Source organism: Nesterenkonia pannonica (assembly GCF_019575955.1).
In the GTDB taxonomy this organism is placed as follows: Bacteria; Actinomycetota; Actinomycetes; order Actinomycetales; family Micrococcaceae; genus Nesterenkonia; species Nesterenkonia pannonica.
The window spans coordinates 345,722-363,065 of the sequence record NZ_CP080575.1 but is presented as its reverse complement, the minus strand read 5'-3'; the positions used below and the strand labels follow the sequence as shown (position 1 = coordinate 363,065).

The 17,344-nt window shown below is 63.6% G+C and carries 18 protein-coding genes and 6 pseudogenes; 7 read left to right on the top strand and 17 right to left on the bottom strand.

Annotated features, from left to right (window positions below; genetic code table 11):
* Positions 1-16: 16 nt before the first annotated feature.
* The 4 genes and pseudogenes from K0H76_RS02760 to K0H76_RS02745 form a co-directional block, all read right to left on the bottom strand.
* On the bottom strand, positions 17-148 hold the full coding sequence (locus K0H76_RS02760; RefSeq protein WP_258934381.1) for a hypothetical protein: 132 nt from the start codon (positions 146-148) through the stop codon (positions 17-19).
* Positions 149-227: 79 nt separating this feature from the next.
* A complete protein-coding gene (locus K0H76_RS02755) occupies positions 228-644 on the bottom strand; it encodes a hypothetical protein (RefSeq protein ID WP_258935518.1) in 417 nt (138 codons plus the stop codon).
* On the bottom strand, positions 605-835 hold the full coding sequence (locus tag K0H76_RS02750) for a hypothetical protein (RefSeq protein ID WP_258935517.1): 231 nt from the start codon (positions 833-835) through the stop codon (positions 605-607). Before K0H76_RS02750 ends, K0H76_RS02755 begins: the two co-directional genes overlap by 40 nt.
* Positions 757-1,248, bottom strand: a pseudogene (locus tag K0H76_RS02745) (MFS transporter); the annotation flags it as partial. The gene K0H76_RS02750 and the pseudogene K0H76_RS02745, both read right to left, overlap by 79 nt.
* Positions 1,249-1,619: 371 nt before the next feature.
* On the opposite strand from K0H76_RS02745, the gene K0H76_RS02740 reads away from it, so the two are divergent.
* Positions 1,620-1,970: a hypothetical protein gene (locus K0H76_RS02740; RefSeq protein ID WP_258934380.1), complete on the top strand. Its 351-nt coding sequence runs from the start codon at positions 1,620-1,622 to the stop codon at positions 1,968-1,970.
* A 7-nt stretch (positions 1,971-1,977) separates the two neighbouring features.
* On the opposite strand, the pseudogene K0H76_RS02735 reads toward K0H76_RS02740, so the two are convergent.
* Positions 1,978-2,912, bottom strand: a pseudogene (locus K0H76_RS02735) (NAD-dependent protein deacetylase).
* Between the two features lie 51 nt (positions 2,913-2,963).
* Positions 2,964-3,161 carry a DUF3073 domain-containing protein gene (locus K0H76_RS02730; RefSeq protein ID WP_258934379.1) on the bottom strand — a complete coding sequence of 66 codons (198 nt, stop codon included), beginning with the start codon at positions 3,159-3,161 and terminating at the stop codon, positions 2,964-2,966.
* 146 nt (positions 3,162-3,307) lie between these two features.
* Here K0H76_RS02730 and K0H76_RS02725 point away from each other — a divergent pair, with 146 nt between their 5' ends.
* On the top strand, positions 3,308-3,442 hold the full coding sequence (locus K0H76_RS02725) for a hypothetical protein (RefSeq protein WP_258934378.1): 135 nt from the start codon (positions 3,308-3,310) through the stop codon (positions 3,440-3,442).
* A gap of 136 nt (positions 3,443-3,578) precedes the next feature.
* Positions 3,579-3,995, top strand: a complete 417-nt coding sequence (locus K0H76_RS02720) for a septum formation family protein (protein WP_258935310.1) — start codon at positions 3,579-3,581, stop codon at positions 3,993-3,995.
* On the opposite strand, the gene K0H76_RS02715 is transcribed toward K0H76_RS02720, so the two are convergent.
* From K0H76_RS02715 to K0H76_RS02690, 6 genes and pseudogenes are all read right to left on the bottom strand, one after another.
* The gene (locus K0H76_RS02715; RefSeq protein WP_258935516.1) at positions 3,992-4,195 is read right to left on the bottom strand and encodes a hypothetical protein; all 204 of its coding nucleotides are present in this window, start codon (positions 4,193-4,195) and stop codon (positions 3,992-3,994) included. The genes K0H76_RS02720 and K0H76_RS02715 overlap by 4 nt on opposite strands.
* 5 nt (positions 4,196-4,200) lie before the next feature.
* Positions 4,201-4,907, bottom strand: a pseudogene (locus tag K0H76_RS02710) (AAA family ATPase); the annotation flags it as partial.
* Positions 4,908-5,333: 426 nt separating this feature from the next.
* A pseudogene (locus tag K0H76_RS02705) lies at positions 5,334-6,158 on the bottom strand (AAA family ATPase); the annotation flags it as partial.
* Positions 6,146-6,484: a hypothetical protein gene (locus tag K0H76_RS02700; RefSeq protein ID WP_258934377.1), complete on the bottom strand. Its 339-nt coding sequence runs from the start codon at positions 6,482-6,484 to the stop codon at positions 6,146-6,148. The gene K0H76_RS02700 and the pseudogene K0H76_RS02705, both read right to left, overlap by 13 nt.
* A gap of 1,092 nt (positions 6,485-7,576) precedes the next feature.
* Positions 7,577-7,855, bottom strand: coding sequence for a hypothetical protein (locus K0H76_RS02695; protein ID WP_258934376.1), 279 nt, complete (start codon positions 7,853-7,855; stop codon positions 7,577-7,579).
* Positions 7,855-8,568: a hypothetical protein gene (locus tag K0H76_RS02690; RefSeq protein WP_258934375.1), complete on the bottom strand. Its 714-nt coding sequence runs from the start codon at positions 8,566-8,568 to the stop codon at positions 7,855-7,857. Before K0H76_RS02690 ends, K0H76_RS02695 begins: the two co-directional genes overlap by 1 nt.
* Before the next feature lie 562 nt (positions 8,569-9,130).
* Between K0H76_RS02690 and K0H76_RS02685 the strand changes: the two genes are divergently transcribed.
* The 3 genes and pseudogenes from K0H76_RS02685 (at position 9,131) to K0H76_RS02675 (ending at position 13,001) form a co-directional block, all read left to right on the top strand.
* Complete coding sequence (locus K0H76_RS02685) at positions 9,131-9,514, top strand: hypothetical protein (RefSeq protein ID WP_258934374.1); 384 nt, start codon at positions 9,131-9,133, stop codon at positions 9,512-9,514.
* 245 nt (positions 9,515-9,759) lie between these two features.
* Complete coding sequence (locus tag K0H76_RS02680; RefSeq protein WP_258934373.1) at positions 9,760-10,455, top strand: hypothetical protein; 696 nt, start codon at positions 9,760-9,762, stop codon at positions 10,453-10,455.
* A 678-nt stretch (positions 10,456-11,133) separates the two neighbouring features.
* Positions 11,134-13,001: pseudogene (locus tag K0H76_RS02675) on the top strand (ABC transporter ATP-binding protein/permease).
* A 120-nt stretch (positions 13,002-13,121) separates the two neighbouring features.
* On the opposite strand, the gene heR reads toward K0H76_RS02675, so the two are convergent.
* The 3 genes and pseudogenes from heR to K0H76_RS02660 form a co-directional block, all read right to left on the bottom strand.
* Entirely contained in the window at positions 13,122-13,967 is an 846-nt protein-coding gene (gene heR, locus K0H76_RS02670; protein WP_258934372.1) for a heliorhodopsin HeR, read from the bottom strand.
* A gap of 134 nt (positions 13,968-14,101) precedes the next feature.
* A pseudogene (locus tag K0H76_RS02665) lies at positions 14,102-14,782 on the bottom strand (VIT family protein).
* Between the two features lie 43 nt (positions 14,783-14,825).
* Complete coding sequence (locus K0H76_RS02660) at positions 14,826-15,479, bottom strand: hypothetical protein (protein WP_258934371.1); 654 nt, start codon at positions 15,477-15,479, stop codon at positions 14,826-14,828.
* Between the two features lie 561 nt (positions 15,480-16,040).
* On the opposite strand from K0H76_RS02660, the gene K0H76_RS02655 reads away from it, so the two are divergent.
* On the top strand, positions 16,041-16,262 hold the full coding sequence (locus K0H76_RS02655; protein WP_258934370.1) for a hypothetical protein: 222 nt from the start codon (positions 16,041-16,043) through the stop codon (positions 16,260-16,262).
* A 37-nt stretch (positions 16,263-16,299) separates the two neighbouring features.
* Here the strand turns inward: K0H76_RS02655 and K0H76_RS02650 are convergent, their stop codons facing one another.
* Together K0H76_RS02650 and K0H76_RS02645 are read right to left on the bottom strand one after the other, a co-directional pair.
* Positions 16,300-17,169: a YdcF family protein gene (locus K0H76_RS02650; RefSeq protein WP_258934369.1), complete on the bottom strand. Its 870-nt coding sequence runs from the start codon at positions 17,167-17,169 to the stop codon at positions 16,300-16,302.
* The gene (locus K0H76_RS02645) at positions 17,148-17,342 is read right to left on the bottom strand and encodes a hypothetical protein (RefSeq protein WP_258934368.1); all 195 of its coding nucleotides are present in this window, start codon (positions 17,340-17,342) and stop codon (positions 17,148-17,150) included. Before K0H76_RS02645 ends, K0H76_RS02650 begins: the two co-directional genes overlap by 22 nt.
* Between the last annotated feature and the right edge of the window lie 2 nt (positions 17,343-17,344).

Here is a 17,344-nt window from a genome sequence, read left to right as displayed (position 1 = left end):
GCTGCCGGTGAGGCGCTTAAGCGTACTCCTCGACGCTGGGCGGAAGGATGAGTGTGTGGGTGTAGACCAGCGTCAGCAGGGCTCCGAGGAGGGCGACGCCGAGCAGGTTGCCGAACTCGTAGGAGACCTCTTCGGTGGACGCGGCCATGCTTACCGGTGCGGGGGCACGTTGCCCATGATGGCGGTGGAGGCCACGGAGATGGAGCAGCCCATGCCGGCCCCGGCGATCACCAGGAGACCACCAGCCCGGGCAGCGAGTCCTGGAAGGCGGAGACGGTGGCGCCGATGGTTCCCAGGGCGGCGACGCCCATGCCCCCGCCGATGAGGACGAGCAGGCCGATGCGCTGCAGCAGGGCCCCGCCGACGATGGAGAAGGGCGCGGAGCCTGCGGCGAGCGCAGTAACGAGCAGCCCAGCCTCCAGCGGGCTGAAGCCTTCGAGCAGCTGGTAGCGCTGGGCGACGGCAAGCTGGACCCCTGCGGTGATGAAGGTGGCGAGCCCGGCGCCGATGACGCCGCCGGTGAATCCGCGGTTCCGGAACATCCCGAAGTCGATGAGCGGCTCGGCGGTGCGGGCCAGTCGCACCTGCCGTCTGGCGAAGAGGGTCAGCACCACCGCACCCACTGCTGTGGAGACGATGGCCACGGGTAGTCGATGGGCGCTTCGGCCCAGGTCTTGATGGCCAGCACTGCCGCCCCCATGCCGACAAGGGCTTGGGCTGAGGAGATCGCATCCCACCGGCGTGAGGCGTCGTAGACGTTGCGGGGCCCACCAGGATCATCGCAACCGATGCGGCCGCCACGATGGGCAGGTTGATGAGGAACACCGATCCCCACCAGAAGAACTCCAGCAGCACCCCGGAGACGATGGGCCCCATGGCCATGGCGACCATGAACGTGGAGGCCCACACGGCGATGGCGATGTTGCGCTCGCGCACGTTGGAGAAGCTGATGCGGATCAGGGCGAGGGTGGCGGGGAGCATGAGCGCTCCGCCTGCGGCCAGCAGCGCGCGGGCGGCGATCAGCACTTCGGGGTTCGGGGAGTAGGCGGCCGTCAGGGAGGCGACGCCGAAGACGACCATGCCGACTTGGAAGGTGCGTTTGTGTCCGAAGCGGTCGCCGAGCGCCCCGGAGCCGGGGAGCAGCCCGGCCATGAAGAGGGGATAGATGTTGAGGATCCACAGCTGCTGAGAGGCGCTGGCCTCAAGCGCGGAGGTCAGGCGGGGCAGGGCGGTGTAGAGGATCGTCATGTCCAGGGCCACGAGCAGCAGCCCTGCGGAGACGATGATCAGGACGGTCCAGCGCTGCCAGCGGGTGAGGCTGGTGTCTGGGGCTGCGGAGGGGCGCAGGGGCCGCTGGCGCGCCGGTCGGCGCGGGGAACGGGGCCGGTTTCGGTGCTCACCCGCTTGCGCCCTGTCAGCGTCCTCATCACATCCACAGTCGCAAACTGTACCGTACGTACGGTTAAGTTTGGGAGGCCTGTGCCCCGTCTCACAGCCGTTTACGCCGCCCACTCATCCTTCAACAAGGAACCGCCTTATTGAAGGTTATGGGCAGATCCTTCAATAAGGCACGGCAATGCGGCTGGCCGATAGTGTGGGAGCGGAGGAGTGATGCACTGATGACGGACCCGACCCCGGAGGCCCGCCTGCTGAGCAAGCAGGAGTATCAGGTGAGGACGGACCAGCCCTGGCCGAAGTCTCAGAACTGGCTGCGCGGTGACCCCGGCCGCGCCTGGTGGCTGCCGCTGGTCGCGGCCTTCGGCATGAGCATGTCGCTGCCGAACGCGTTCACGAATGCGGTGCTCGGCAGCTCCTCCGACGGGGCCAGCTACTGGGTGGCCCTCCTCGCACTGGCTGCGTCCGCCGTCATCCTGCCGCTGGGAATCGTCCAGGCCACTGCTGTCCGCGCCTTCGACGCGCAGTACAGGGAGTACTGCCGCACCGGCCTGCTCCCTGCCCCCACGGGCTAAGCAGCGGTCAGAGGGTGCGGCTTAGCTCCTCAAGTGCGGGGGCGATGCGGGTGCGCCAGCGGAAGTCGGCTTTGGCGTCGGCGCGGGAGGGGCCTCCGTTGACGACGGCGATGGGCTTGTTCGCCCGGTGCATCTTCAGTGCGATGGAGAATCCGCTCATCACCGCCATGGAGCTGCCCACGACGAGGAGTGCTGAGGACTGCGCCACGAGCTCGTCGACGGCGGCTTTGCGCTCTTCGGGCACGCTCTCGCCGAAGTAGACGACGTCGGGCTTCAGGGTGTCGGCGCCGCACGTCTGGCAGCCCACCAGGGTGAACTCTTGGACCCAGGACTGGTCGAGGGTGACGTCGCCGTCTGGGTTGACGTTCTCGGCGGCGACCATGGCCGCTTCGGCGTAGCCGGGGTTGGCGTCCTCAAGCCTGAGGTCCAGGGCGCGGCGGTCTTCGATGCCGCCGCAGGTCAGGCAGGTGACCTGGTCGAGGTTGCCGTGCAGTGCCACGACCCGGCTCATGGCCTGCTGGGCGTGGTTGGGCTGGTCATCGGAGGTGCGCATGCTCAGGGCTGCTGCGGCTTGGTCGTGCAGGCCGTCGACGTTCTGGGTGACCAGCCCGGAGAGCACGCCGGACTGCTGCCAGGCGGCCAGGCAATGATGCGCGGGGTTCGGCTCAGCGGCGCCCATGTGCCGCCAGCCGACGAAGGATCGGGCCCAATAGCGGTGCCGGGATGCGGAGTCGTACCGGAATTCCTGGTAGGTCATCGGCCGGTGCCGGTGCAGAGATCCGGCGGGTCCCCGGTAGTCGGGGATGCCGGAGTCGGTGGAGACCCCCGCCCCGGTGACGCAGAGGACTGAGCCCTCGCCGAGAAGCGCGGCAATGCTTACTCTCGCCGTTTCCGGGGCTGCGGCTCCGCTGAGTCTTCGACGATGCGGGCTATCGACCTCAGGGCTGCGGCATGCGCGCGCTCAGCCTGCTGAGTGAAAACCGGGAGCCAGCGTCAGCGCTGGTCCCCTGCGTCATCGGCGTCGAACTCATCGGCGTAGGGGTCGTCATCAGACTCGATCCCGGAGTCCTCGGTCTCTCCGCGGGACTGTGCGAGCTCCCGCTCCAGAGCCGACAGATCAGTGTCCGGGGTGAAGTACTTGATCTCCCGTGCCTGCTTGGTTGCTTTAGCCTTCTGACGGCCACGCCCCATGAGCGGGACCCCTTAACATCTACTCATGCCGCAGCGGAACGTCGGAAGGTTCACCACGGGCTTGACTGTTCAGATGATGTGCTTCGTGCCCCTAAGTTAGCATGAGGCGTCCCGTTGCGTCGCACCGATCGGAAGGCTCCGCCTGGATGACTGAGGACTCCCCAAGCCCCTCCGAGAGCACTCCTGCGGCATCGCGCCGGGAGCGTCGCGCGCAGACCGAGCACGGGGTTCAGCTCAACGCGATTCCCTTCCTGATCGTTACGGCCTGGTGGTCCTTCTGACCATGGGGCTGCTGTGGTGGTTCGTCATTCGGGAGCCCGCTGAGGAGGAGTCTGAGGGCTGGGACTGGGTGGAGGAGCGGCGGACGGCGTCCACGCCCGTGACGTTCCTGCCGAGGACTGGGAGACCGGCTGGTGCCTGGTCGGCTATGAGGACGAGGACGAGCCCGCTGACGTGGTGGACTGCGAGCGCCCCTATGACGTGCAGGTGGTGCTGCGGCAGAACATCTCCGACGGCGCCTATCCGGGTGACGTGGAGGTGGCGGACACTGCGCACGAGTGGTGCCACGATGACCTTCGCCTCGATGAGGAGACGGCGGCCGAGGCTGAGCATGACTTGGCGGTGCGGCTGTGGCACCCGACCGAGTCCACGTGGGACGACGGTGACCGCCTGGTCTCCTGCTTCCTCACCCGCAGTGATGACGGCCCTCTGACGGGCGACTTTGTGCTGGATGAGGAGGAGCAGGAGGACGAGGACGGGGATGCTGAGGCCGACGTGTCCGTCTCAGCTGACCCGCGGGACGATGAGGCGGACGACGCCGACGCCGAGGATTAGCCGTCGGCCCTTCGCACGGTGAGCCCGTGCGATGACCCTTCCTGCAGCGCCAGCTCGTTGCGGTCGACCTCGACGGTGTCGCCGTCGACGATCGCGCCGCTGAGCAGGGCCTTGGCGAGCTGGTCGCCGATCTCCCGTTGGATGAGTGGCGCAGCGGCCGTGCCCCGTAGGCGGGGTCGTAGCCGGTGAAGCCGAGCCATTCCTTGGCGGCGGAGGTGACCTGCAGGGTGAGGCGCCGTGAGGCCAGCCGCTCCTGCAGGGACCTGATCTGGATGTCGACGATGGAGGTCAGCTGCTCCATGCCGAGCGGGTCGAACAGGACGGTGTCGTCGAGCCGGTTGAGGAACTCGGGCTTGAAGGCGCTGTTCACCACGCTCATCACCTGTTCGCGCTTGGTGGCCTCGTCGGTGGTCTGGTCGACGAGGTACTGGCTGCCCAGGTTGGAGGTGAGGATGAGCACCGTGTTGCGGAAGTCGACGGTGCGTCCCTGTCCGTCGGTGAGGCGTCCGTCGTCGAGGACCTGCAGGAGGATGTCGAACACCTCGGGGTGGGCCTTTTCGACCTCGTCGAGCAGCACCACCGAGTAGGCGCGGCGGCGGACGGCTTCGGTGAGCTGGCCGCCTTCGTCGTAGCCGACGTAGCCAGGGGCGCTCCGACAAGCCGTGCGGTGGAGTGCTTCTCGGCGTATTCGGACATGTCGATGCGGACCATGGAGCGCTCGTCCTCGAAGAGGAATTCGGCGAGCGCTTTGGCCAGCTCGGTCTTGCCGACGCCGGTGGGGCCGAGGAACAGGAAGGAGCCGGTGGGCCGGTCGGGGTCGGCCACGCCGGTGCGGGCGCGGCGGACTGCGTCGGCGACGGCGGTGACGGCGCGCTTCTGCCCGATGAGCCGGGAGCCGATCTGCTCCTCCATGGCGAGCAGCTTCTCGGTCTCTCCGGCCAACAGGCGTCCGGCGGGGATGCCGGTCCATGCGGAGATGACTTCGGCGATGGCGTCGGAGTCGACGCGTTCGGGCACCATGCGGTCCTGCTTGTCGGCGGACTGCTCGGCGGCCTCGGCGGCTTCGAGCTGCTTCTCCAGCTCGGGGATTTCGCCGTAGCGGATGCGTCCGAGTTCGGCGAGGTTGCCTTCGCGCTCTGCCCGCTCCTCGGCGGATTTGAGCTCGTCGCGCTTGGCGCGCAGCTCACCGGCGCTGACGTGGGTGGCCCGCTCGGCCTCCCACCGGGCTTGGAGCTCCGCGAGCTTCTCGGTCTTGTCGGCGAGCTCTGCCCGGAGGACTTCGAGGCGTTCTTTGGAGGCGTCGTCGGCTTCCTTCTCGAGCCATTCCTCTTCGGCCTTGAGCCGCTTGACGGCACGGTCGAGCTCGTCGATCTCGACGGGGTTGGAGTCGATCTCCATCTTCAGGCGGGAAGCGGCCTCGTCGACGAGGTCGATGGCTTTGTCAGGCAGCTGCCGGGCGGTGATGTACCGGTCGGAGAGGGTGGCTGCGGAGATCAGCGCGGCGTCGGCGATTTCGACGCCGTGGTGGGCTTCGTACTTCTCTTTGATGCCGCGCAGGATGGCCACCGTGTCTTCCACGGTGGGCTCGCCGACGTACACCTGTTGGAACCGGCGTTCCAGGGCGGCGTCGGTTTCGATGTTCTCGCGGTATTCGTCGAGGGTGGTGGCGCCGATGAGCCGCAGCTCGCCGCGGGCGAGCATGGGCTTGAGCATGTTGCTTGCGTCCATGGAACCGTCGGAGGTTCCGCCTGCGCCGACGACGGTGTGGATCTCGTCGATGAAGCTGATGATCTGACCGTCGGCGGCTTTGATCTCGTCGAGCACTGCTTTGAGGCGCTCTTCGAATTCGCCGCGGTATTTGGAGTAAGCGACCATGGCGCCGAGGTCGAGGCTGATGAGGGTCTTGCCTTTGAGCGCGTTGGGCACGTCGCCCTGCTCGATGCGCTGGGCGAGGCCTTCGACGACGGCGGTCTTGCCGACGCCGGGGTCGCCGATGAGCACGGGGTTGTTCTTGGTGCGCCGGGAGAGCACCTGGACGACGCGGCGGATTTCGGAGTCTCGGCCGATGACGGGGTCGAGTTTGCGCTCTTTGGCGAGGGCGGTGAGGTCGGTGCCGTATTTGGAGAGCGCTTCGGAGGTGGCTTCTGGGTTCACACTGTCTCCTGGCTGGTAAGCACGGATATTCTCTGCGGCCTTGAGTATGTCTTGGGGGTGGCTCCGCCGCGGCGGATGGCCTCTGCGGTGTCCTGGGCTTCGGTGGCGAGGGCGTGCAGGAGGTGCTCGGCGGAGGTGTAGGTGTGGCCTGCGTTGCCAGCGTTGCGCTGGGCGGCGTTCAGCACGGCTGCGAAGCCGGGGCTGCCCTGGGTGGAGGCGGCGTTGCCGAGCTGGGGGAGCTTGCTGATGAGGTCGGAGGCGTTCCTGCTGACTGCTTCCGGGTCCCCGCCTGCGGCTCGGAGCACTTGGACGGCGAGGGACTCGGGGGTGTCCATGAGTGCTTTGAGCAGGTGGGCGGGCTCAACCCGGGGTTCTTCACCTGTTCGGCGTAGGAGATGGCGGCCGATACGGCCTCGCGGGACTTTTCGGTGAGCTTGTCAACGTCCATGGCCTTGCGGCCCCCTTTCAGTCATGTCGACAACGACGAGTGAAACTTGAGTCACTGACACTCAACTTAGGGTACTGCAGGTTTATTCCGCCATGCCGGAGAGCGTGCTGGATCTGCAGATGTAGGTTCCACTTAAGTCGTCAGTAATCCCAGATTTCTGTCAGGGGCGTGCCAAAGGTCCCGCTTAAATGACAGTGGGCGACATTGAAGCGTGGGCATGCGTGAGGCCTACTTGCGATACTGCACCGCCGCTTACGAAGAAGTCACGACGACGGGGAAACTAACACGTGCTTACTTGCTCGCAGCGGGACTGCCCATACGGATTCCGCCGAGCTATCGAGGACAGAGGAACTACCCAGGGCTTTTTGGGCATCGTCTAACGACCGGACCCTGGTCCACCAAAGTCTGGTGGAGCTGGAGCTCGCGTGGTTGGCGGACCGAGCATTAGATGTACAAGCGCACGGTTCTGCGGAGGTCTGAGCGGCTTTATGAACGCCCCCATCTACCCTGGTCAGCACGGGCCGCTGAAGCTCATGCGTTGGGGCGCGGCGTAGGGGAGTTGCGTGTCTATCAAAGCACATCCGCAGCCTTGCGAGGGATTGAGGCCAACCAAAATTCGCCACCCCGTGAGGTCAGTCCGCGGGAGGGCAACTTAGGATTATATCTACGGCGCATCATTGACGGATCTGCCGGACTGATAGGCGACGTCCGATCTAGCTCGCCCAGGCTAGTTGTAGTTCTTGGAAATGTTCGAACGCACTCCGCACCGAGCCAATCGCAATCTCTGGAGACGTGGCGGTAATCGGGCCAGACGGATCACGGTTGTTGATGGATCTGCTTCCAGCCAGCTATTGAGACACCTTCGCATTCGCGCAGCTCGGTTGGCGGCATGAGGGACGAGTTCTTGAGCGAGGGCCTGGGCGGTGGGCCTCCCAGATTGCATCCATGTCTTCGTTCTCGATGGCATTCCGCATGCGCGTCAAGGCATTGTCGGAGTAACGGGGTGCTTCTGCGACCCGAACTCGAACATGTGTCTACAGTCCGAGTCTTCGTCGATGTTTAGGTGTTCCCTGAGGGCAGTGGCCCTCGGGCGCGTGATACGCAGCTTGTCAGCCAGGTCGAACGGCGACCAGTGATACTTCTTCTGAAGATCCACTTCTCGCACGGCTGCGGCGTCCACTAACTCGCCCCCGTCGCCGTCACGCACTAGACGCACCGGCAGAGCCTCATCGTGCTTGACAATCTTGACCTTCACCATCAGACCCTCGCCACTGATATCAGCTGTGAGGGGTTCAGCTTAGGAAAGACCTGCTCACGGGTCCTGCTGGCTTTGATCCCCTTCTCGACGCGATTCACGTCGGAGTCACTGACTTTCGTGTCTTCGGCGACGTGGGCCTCAAGCGCTAGGAGTGTGCGGATCTTGGCGCGCGCTTCGCCGCGAGCCCGGCGACCAGGCTTGAGCAGTTCGGCAATGTTGGCGTACTCGCGATCCACAAGAGTGAGGATGTCTTGAGGTGCCTCCGTCGACACCGGGAGCACGCGATTGGGAAGATGGTCGGCTAATCGCTCGTTGAAGGCTCGAAATAGCAACTCGTCGAATAGAGTGACGGCAGCTCGGGCATGGAGGTAGAGCAAGCCTTCGGAGACCTCGTTGAACCAGTGCTGCTCATCGTCCCGGAGTGCGTCGACGGCTCGAAGCGTCCCGGCCTCGTCCTGGGTTACCTTGAAGCCTGACAGCTGGCATGACCGGTTTATCGCGGCTTCGAAACCGATGCTGCGACCTGATTTCTTATCGAATACTTTGGTCCCACCTTGAATGAGCGCGGCTTTGAGAAGCATCTCGAACGCATGTTGCAGGTGAAGGAGCACAACGGTGGTCCGACCATGGTCTTCCGGGCTATTGAAGGCAGTCATCGCTATCCGAATAGACGACAGCGCCTTGCTTTGCAGCGTCTTGGCGGTCGCCTTCATAAGTACATTGTGCACGACACTCGCCGAACACAGGACTTGGGACCTGGGCAGCTTGGAGGAATACCATTCCTCCTTAAGACGATCGTGACCGCGAGGCCCAACTTCTTCGATGCCCGAGCATGGATGGCAGCCAGGGCCTGGTTCACCGCCATCGAATATTCCACCGCGTGCCTCACGCAGACCAGACCTGACTCTTGGCAGGTCCGACCCACGCGGTCCCGACCTTTCCTTGTTCTAGCCGAAGTCTCAGGGTTAGATAAGCGTTGAACACGCTGGAAACACGCCCATAGAATCTTTAGACGCAACTTTGAAGGTTGGCCATGATTATTCAACCCGCATTTGAGATTCCACCTGAAATTGCAAATGGCCTAGTGAGTGGCGACTTCATTCGATACGGCGGCGTAGTACGCGACACGGCTGGTCGGGTCGTGACTTACCTCCAAGAGACTGCTTTATCCGAGAAAGTCGTGGAGAAGGCAGTGAACAGCACCGCACTCAGCCTAAAGAACCCTTGGATCATTGCGGGGCTAGGGGCAGGAGGGGTGATAGCGGCCATGGCGCAGTGGCAGTCATCTCCCGCAAGCACAGGAACGAAGCCGAACTCGACATTCCTGAGTGCGTGCGAAAGTACCAGCTATCACTCGAGGAATACCTGGACGCGATTCAGACCGGCAGCCTCGATCCAGACAACATCGACCGCCTCGTCACCGACCTCGACGCAGTAATCGCATACGGTCAGGAGAACGCCACGACTGTGGAGTTCTCGCCCGATCAGCTTGCGATGATAACGAAGATCGTCTTCGAGTACACCAGTGAACTTGCCAAGGCTAACCCCGTCGACCTGCACAAGACTGAGAATTTCAGCAAGACCGCTGATGACGACGTAGTGATTGACTTGCGTCGCCACCTCGAAACTCAGAAACTAATTTTCGACAAGGCGGCATGACTGTCGTGCTGCCACAATGAATTGTTGCGACCTGGGGTGCTACCCCTTGCTCGCATGCGGTTGCCGCTACAAAACAAGCATGCTTTTCGCCTACTGATACGTCCAACTGTAGCTTTAATTTCTGTCACGCCAGTTTGCCCTCTTGGAATAGAAACGATCGACATCGGGTACCGGTGCCGGGTATAACGTTTTCTATAAACCGTCTCAGATAAGCCGCCCCGACACCCTCCATCGGAAAGAGACACATGTTCCACCACGAGGCCGATTACCCGACCGCAGTCACCAGTGCAGACAATGAGGGTCTACGTTCGGGCTTTCAGTGGTGCATCGATCACATGAAGGACGGGGACCACCTGACCGTGTGGACGCATTTGAAAGGCAATCTCGGGAACAACAAGCTGCTCGAGCAGTTCGTCTCTAGTCACCACAGCGTCAACCACATCACGGCACGCGGCGGGGCATACCTAGGTGACCCCGGGCCTGTGTTGATGGCGTGGGCGGATCCCAACGACATAGCCAAATTCCTGCGGTTTAATGGCAACCAAATCAGAGCTCTGTGCGTAATCTCGTGGGACGAGAAAAGGCTGCAACCGTGGGTGAGCGCGGAACAGCCAGAGCTTCTGGGCGACACAAGCGCATGGCAGGAACAGACGCAAGCGCTTGACCCAGTGGTAGAGGAAGGGATGAAGAGCCTCACCCTGAGGATCAATCACAACAACACGATCGCCGCGGGCTCCGAGAAAGACGACGTTGTCTCGATGCTATTGGCGCTGCACGACGCGGGCTATGCACTGGACGGTCCGACGTTAGCAGGCTGGGCCATCGCCCACGGATGGACCGGCGGCAATCCTGCACAACTGGAGAAGTACGTCCAAGCAATCCAGAGGGGCTCGAGACCAAGAGTGCGCAGGGGCTACGGGCTGGCTACGTGGACTACCTGAAGTCGAAGATCGCCGAACACTAGCAGCCCTGGAAGGGCAATAGCCCAATATTTCCCGCTACGCCCTCTGACAGAAGGTCCCCTTAAACCGCGAGCGGCGATTATCAGTTCGCTAAGGCGACAGCCGCTCAGCGCACACAGACAGTTCAGCCAGCTCCAGCCACTTCGCATCACACTAGCGAGTTTCGTGCCCTAAGTACGGAGCTGATAACAGGACCCTCTCAATGGCAAGATCATGTACCCGCACAGGACCGAGAGACCCAGTAAAGACATTCTTTTGAGGATTATGACAAGTTAGTGAGACAGAGCGTGTCTCAGGAAGATGTCACAGCCCCACGTCAGCGGCTCGAGCGCGTGACAAGTTCGGCGGGAAGCTAGACCAAGATGTCGCATCTCACCGACCTTGTCCTGATCACATCAACCACAGTCGGCGGAGTCTATGAACGTCGTCTCCCGTGCGCCACCAATGAGGAAGAGTCGAACAACAGAGGCTCTGCCGCACCGATAGATGACAGCTCCAATCACGCCGCGAGTGCGACGCCGGTGCTTATGATGGGCGAGGACCATGAGAAGGATGTGTTGAAGGCGAAGGCCGCGCAGGACAGGGTGCTTCGACTTCCAGCTTGGGGCGACACCACAACAGCCACTGCGGCATCAGTGGAGAACTTGGGGTTTGTGCGTGAGCATGGAAGGCGCGGCACGGAGCTCGCTGTACAGCATCACCCATGCGAAGCAGGACTACCGGCCGTTCAATCGGGAGACGCTGACTCGCATCGGGCGGTTTGCACGCCCCACCGCGTCCGACTGATCTGGTTCCTGATCCTCTCGGTGGTCACCGCCGCGCTCGCGGTGACCACTCCGCTGCTGGCTGGACAGGTCATCAATGCGATCACGGGCTCGGCCGACGTGGACGTCGTCGTCGGACTGGCCGCGCTGATCGCGCTCATCGCCGTCGCCGACGCAGGGTTCAGCATCCTCGGGCGCTGGCTCTCCTCGCGGATCGGCGAGGGCCTGATCCTGGATCTGCGCACCGCAGTATTCGACCACGTGCAGAAGATGCCGATCGCCTTCTTCACCCGTACCCGCACCGGCGCCCTGGTGAGTCGACTGAACAACGACGTCATCGGCGCGCAGCGCGCCTTCAGCGGCACCCTCTCCGGGGTCGTGGGCAACCTGGTGATGGTCGTCCTCACCCTCATCGCGATGCTCTCACTGTCCTGGCAGGTCACCCTGCTGGCTCTCGTGCTTCTGCCGATCTTCGTGGTTCCCGCCCGTCGGATGGGCAGTCGGCTGGCCGGGCTTCAGCGTGAGGCGGCGAACCACAACGCCGCCATGGGCGACCAAATGACCGAACGCTTCTCCGCCCCAGGCGCCACCCTGATCAAGCTTTTCGGCCGCCCTGAGGAGGAGTCCGCCGAATTCGAGAAGCGCGCCCAACGGGTCCAGGACATCGGGGTAAAGACCGCGATGCTGCAGTCCACCTTCATCACGGCGCTGACCCTGGTCTCCGCACTGGCACTCGCGCTGGTCTATGGCCTAGGCGGCGTCTACGCCATCGTGGGAGAACTCCAGGCCGGAGCCGTCGTCTCCCTGGCCCTGCTGCTCACCCGGCTCTACGCTCCTTTGACGTCCTTGGCCAGCGCCCGAGTAGAAGTGATGAGTGCGGTGGTCAGCTTTGAACGGGTCTTCGAGGTGCTGGACCTTGAACCGCTGATCACGGAAAAGGAGGACGCCAAGCCAGTGCTTAGCGGGCCCTGCATCCGTGGAGTTCGAGGAGGTCACCTTCTCCTACCCCTCCGCTGAGAAGGTCTCGCTGGCCTCACTGGAGGAAGTCGCCACTCTGGACCAGCGTGGCGGCGAGCAGGTGCTGCACGGCATCAATCTGCGGGTGGAGCCTGGACAGACTGTCGCGATCGTCGGTTCCTCAGGAGCCGGTAAGTCCACCATCGCCGCCCTGCTGGCGCGGCTCTACGACGTGGACTCCGGCGCGGTGCGCCTGGCTGGGGTGGACGTGCGCGAGACGACTTTCGCGTCGCTGCGCGCCTCCATAGGTGTGGTCACCCAGGACGGCCACCTCTTCCACGACACTGTCCGAGCCAACCTCACACTGCCGGCCCGGAAGCCACCGACGCGCAGATCAGGGACGCCATACGTCGAGCCAAGCTGGAATCAGTGATCCAGTCAATGCCCGATGGACTGGACACCGTGGTCGGGGAACGCGGCTACCGGCTCTCCGGCGGCGAGCGCCAACGGATGACACTGGCCCGCCTGCTGCTTGCACAGCCGCAGGTGGTCATCCTCGATGAGGCCACCGCCGCGTTGGACTCCACCTCCGAGGCCGCGGTGCAGGCCGCGCTGACCGAAGCGCTCGTGGGACGAACCGCATTGGTGATCGCTCATCGGCTCTCCACCGTCCGCGCCGCCGATGCGATCCTCGTGGTCGAGGCAGGTCAGATCGTGGAACGCGGCACACACGTCGAGCTTCTCGCGGCCGACGGACGCTATGCCGAGCTCTACCGAACCCAGTTCGCCACCGAGGACTCATAATGCCCACCCCTGCCCCGCCTGACAGGATCCGAGGGATCCTGCAGCGGATGCTCTGGTGCATGGCCCTGATACCTCTGCCAGTCGGCGCGTACGCGTCGAGAACGCGGCATATTTCCCTGGTCAGCCCACCAGAACGTTCGCGAACACCTGCCACGCCAGCAGGCTCTTGGCGACAAGGCTGAGCACGATGTACGTGCGCTCTCCCGTGAGGTAGTCCTTCCATCGGCCCAGCTGTTTGTATTGGAGCCACTGGTTGACGGCAAAGATGTTGAAGAGCACGAACAGCGACACGATGATTCCGTAGACGAAGCCGGGCGGACCTTCGCCACCCTCAATGCCGACGTTGATGATCAAGTAGGCTGCGGCTGCCAACCACGGGGCAGCTCCGGCAATGCACCCGAACCAGAAGGGCGTCCACCATGCTCGCTCACCACGAGCCGAGCGCCCGTTCTTCTCGTGCATCAGTCCGTTGTTTGCCATTTCCATCAGCCATCCGAAGAGGATCATGGCGACATTGGCGAAGCCCACACCGATGAGGGCCGCAATGTCGGAGATACCAAGCAGGAGGCTGATGAGGACAATCATGAGCGTCGAGGACAGGCTGTACTCCACCCAGCGGAAACGGTTTCGACCCTTAGACAGCTCACCTATGTAGCGGCGAAAGCCCCACGGGGAAATGATGAGGAAGTGGAAAAGGGCGGAAAGGAAGAGAAAGGATGCTGCCGCGATTCCGAGGGGAAGTTCGAACACCAGATTCAGGGTGCCTTGCGAGACCGGCGTCCCTGGCGGACCGTTGAGAGCGAAGGTGGAGACAGGCAGGGCAAAGTCATTGCTGAGAGCGAGCATGGCTGAGCCGGAGACCAGATGCAGCAGACCGATCACAGCGTTGAATATCCGCAGCCTCTTCGCTGCCTGTGACGGCACGTTCACCGACGCGGTGTTCAGTTCTAAAGGGTAAGTGCCCATGTGCACGAGTGTTTCACCGGTCCAGCGGCGTCGTATAGGGCACTTCGACCCATGAGACTGAGGCGTCCGGGACCGGACCACTGATATCTCAGATCAAAGCCCCGTTGGCCACAAGCTGCCGCAGCCGCTGCCCATCACACCGCCCCTGAGGCACCTAGAAGCAGCCCGGCCACATATGTGACACCCAATGCGAGAGCTCCACCGACGACCAGGCGCAGAACGGCTCTTGCCCGGGAGCTGCCTCCGATCTGTGCGGAGACCAGGCCCGTCAGCGTCAATGCCAGCAGGACGGCGAGGAAGGTCACTGGTACCCGCCAAGCATCAGGCGGCAGCAGAATCGCCACAAGCGGCAGGAGCGCGCCCACCGTGAAGGCTGCTGCCGAGGCTGCCGCCGCGTGCCAGGGGTTCACGACGTCGTTCTGATCAATATGCAGCTCGGCCGAGAGGTGAGCCGTCAACGCGTCGTGCTTGGTCAGCTCCTCCGCAACCTGTCGTGCCGTGTCTCCGCTGAGTCCTTGCCTGCGGTAAAGGCTGGCGAGTTCGTCAAGCTCTTCCTGAGGCATCTCTGCGAGCTCTCGGCGTTCCTTCACGATCAGCGCCCGTTCGCTGTCGCTTTGGCTGCTCACCGAGACATACTCCCCAGTGCCATCGAGACAGCACCGCCAACCAGACCAGCGACTCCAGCGGTCAGAACAGGACCGGTCGTCGCTGATGCCCCGGCGACGCCGACCACGATCGCAGCGACAGATACGATGCCGTCGTTAGCACCCAGCACCCAGCACTCCAGCACGAAGCCAGTTGAGACGCTTCGCCAGACCGGCCTGATGGGGTCCCGGAACTAGACTTCCCGCATCAGCATCAACTCTTCAGGGAACAGTCATGAACATCGCGGTCCTGCTCGATGGCACATGGAGAGACCGCGAAGATGGCACCAACATCGCGCAGCTCTGGGAACGCCTGACCCCTGAAGCCAGTCTCGCGGCGGCGCAGAGAGTCCACTACAACCCCGGAGTGGGCACAAGCGGCGGCGTATGGAGCCGCCTCACCGGTGGAGCCCTCGGTCACGGCCTCGAAGACGACATCACAGATTCCTACCGCTTCATCGCCGAGCACCACCACTCCGAGGACGATCGCATCTGCCTTCTCGGGTACAGCCGCGGCGCCTTCTCCGCCCGCAGTCTCGCCGGAATGATAGCCAAATGCGGGCTTGTTGACCCGTCGGACATGTCCGCGAAAGAAGTCTTCGCTCGTTACCAGCGAACCAAAGACACCCCAGGGCTCCGAGAAATGCAGAACGGCGAAGCACCACCCGTGACCGCTGAAGACCGCCTGATTCTTGAACGATCCCGGCTGGTGCGCATCGCGTTCATCGGGGTCTTCGACACGGTGGGGCGCCTCGGCATTCCCGGCGGCATCGGACGGGCTCTCTCCCGCAGGCGCTATCAGTTCCACGACACTGCGCTGAGTGGCCTGGTTGACCACGCCTGTCACGCGGTCGCGGTCGATGAACACCGTAAGCAGTTCGCGCCCACGCTCTGGACCGGGTGCCCACGCCGAGCAGCCATGGCACCCCCACGATCGAACAGCGCTGGTTCATCGGCTCCCACTCCAACATCGGTGGCGGCACCTTCAAGGACGGCACCTCGACCGACGACACGAATACTCTCTCCGCGCTCTCCCGGGAGTGGATTGCCGAGCGCGCCTCAGCTGCCGGACTGGAGATCAGACCGCCGACATCGCCTCTGGCAGGAGATGAATGGCGCGGACCGATCCGAGGCTCCTTCAGCCGTTTCCTCGGAGGGCTGGGCCGATTTCTGCCCGGCAACGAGCCCTACCTGCGGCCGGTTCGCACGACCGTCGGGAAACACTCGACAGTTCTATCTTGTCCCGGTGGGGCCCCGAGGAGCCTCCCTACCAACCGAACAACCCGAACCTGTCGTCCTGGGTGCAGGAAACCGCTGCCGGAAGAGCCGGATGAGGCGCCTCGAGGCATAGGACCTCGACGGCGCTCCTCAGCGCATTTAGCATGAAACGTGACAGAGATCATAATCTTCGAGCATTGAGGAGACCGTCATGGCGACCGACGAGCTGACCGACCTGCGTTCGACACTTGTCCAAGACCTGCTGACCAGAATCGGGCAAGAGCCTTACCCGTCTGTCACACAGCTCAATATGGTCGAATCAATGCTGGCCCCGGACGAGGTGCCCGAGTACGTGCAGGTGCTCCTTCAGCGCGTGAAGGGTGACCTCTACCCAAGCCTCGACATGCAGAAGCGCATTATGCGATTCGTGTGAGGCGAAGGCGGCTGAGATCGCCCGTAGGAACGATCGGTCATTGAGGTGCAGCCATGGCCGCGACAAACGCAACGGCCATGACACTGACCGCGAGGATGGCCCCCACAGCTGCAACATGGAATCGCAGCTGGTCACGCAGGATCCCGATGAACTCACGAATCACTGCGCTGGGGAGGAAGTACCAGGCTGTCCCTGACCCGATCACATGAGCTCTCATGCCCAGCTGTCGAGTCAGGAGAGCGGCCCGGAACACGTGATAGCTGCTGGTCACCACCAACACCGGGGCATGCGGGTCAGACAGCAGGGCGCGGGAGAGCTCGAGGTTCTCCGCAGTATTTCTCGAAGCCGTCTCCGCGATGACCCTGTCCGGCTCAGCTCCCCGGTCGATGAGGTAGTCACGCATCGCCCTGCCCTCTGGGACCGGCTCGTCGTCGCCCTGGCCTCCGCTGGTGATCAGCAGCGGCGCACCGTATCGGCGCTGCGCTTCCCATCCCTGATCCAATCGGCCCGCCAGCAGCGGCGGGACCTGATCGTTGACCAGCCCGGCCCCGAGCACGACGACCGCCTCGGGAGTGAGCCTGACCGGTCGCCACCGATAGAGGAGCGAGGCGACCAGGAAGACCGAGAAGCAGAACCCGAAGTACCCCACGAAGAGCGTTGCTGCCAGGTGCAGCCCATAGCGGCTCAAGTACTCCGCATCGTCACGCACAACACCCGTGGGCTCCAGCCATCGCAATGCGGCGGGCAGAACAACCAGCGCCGCCCCGCCGAGCAGAGCCAAGGCGTTGCCGAGCGAGCGGCTCTCCCGGCGCAGCACGGTCACCCCGCTCCACAGGAGGATCACGGTCAGAGCCGGGTAGCCGAGAACATTTCCCGCCACGAGAATCACCAACGCAGCGAGGCCCATGCCCTGGAGCACTCCCGGGTGGCCGTGCTCCAGGGCGAGGAATCCCCAGCAACCAGTGCGGCCAGCGCCCCGAACGTGCCCAGGACGAACGCTCCCAGGCGGCGACCGTCGCGGAAGTACCTGACCCACCCCAGCCTGCTGCCCCGAGCCCCACCAGGAGCAGGGCCCACCATAG

Coding starts and splice junctions, on each gene's coding strand:
- K0H76_RS02760 (WP_258934381.1), bottom strand. CDS start 148: ATGGCCGCGTCCACCGAAGAGGTCTCCTACGAGTTCGGCAACCTGCTC.
- K0H76_RS02740 (WP_258934380.1), top strand. CDS start 1,620: ATGACGGACCCGACCCCGGAGGCCCGCCTGCTGAGCAAGCAGGAGTAT.
- K0H76_RS02730 (WP_258934379.1), bottom strand. CDS start 3,161: ATGGGGCGTGGCCGTCAGAAGGCTAAAGCAACCAAGCAGGCACGGGAG.
- K0H76_RS02725 (WP_258934378.1), top strand. CDS start 3,308: ATGACTGAGGACTCCCCAAGCCCCTCCGAGAGCACTCCTGCGGCATCG.
- K0H76_RS02715 (WP_258935516.1), bottom strand. CDS start 4,195: ATGGCTCGGCTTCACCGGCTACGACCCCGCCTACGGGGCACGGCCGCT.
- K0H76_RS02700 (WP_258934377.1), bottom strand. CDS start 6,484: ATGGACACCCCCGAGTCCCTCGCCGTCCAAGTGCTCCGAGCCGCAGGC.
- K0H76_RS02695 (WP_258934376.1), bottom strand. CDS start 7,855: ATGGTGAAGGTCAAGATTGTCAAGCACGATGAGGCTCTGCCGGTGCGT.
- K0H76_RS02690 (WP_258934375.1), bottom strand. CDS start 8,568: ATGAAGGCGACCGCCAAGACGCTGCAAAGCAAGGCGCTGTCGTCTATT.
- K0H76_RS02680 (WP_258934373.1), top strand. CDS start 9,760: ATGTTCCACCACGAGGCCGATTACCCGACCGCAGTCACCAGTGCAGAC.
- heR (WP_258934372.1), bottom strand. CDS start 13,967: ATGGGCACTTACCCTTTAGAACTGAACACCGCGTCGGTGAACGTGCCG.
- K0H76_RS02655 (WP_258934370.1), top strand. CDS start 16,041: ATGGCGACCGACGAGCTGACCGACCTGCGTTCGACACTTGTCCAAGAC.
- K0H76_RS02650 (WP_258934369.1), bottom strand. CDS start 17,169: ATGGGCCTCGCTGCGTTGGTGATTCTCGTGGCGGGAAATGTTCTCGGC.
- K0H76_RS02645 (WP_258934368.1), bottom strand. CDS start 17,342: ATGGTGGGCCCTGCTCCTGGTGGGGCTCGGGGCAGCAGGCTGGGGTGG.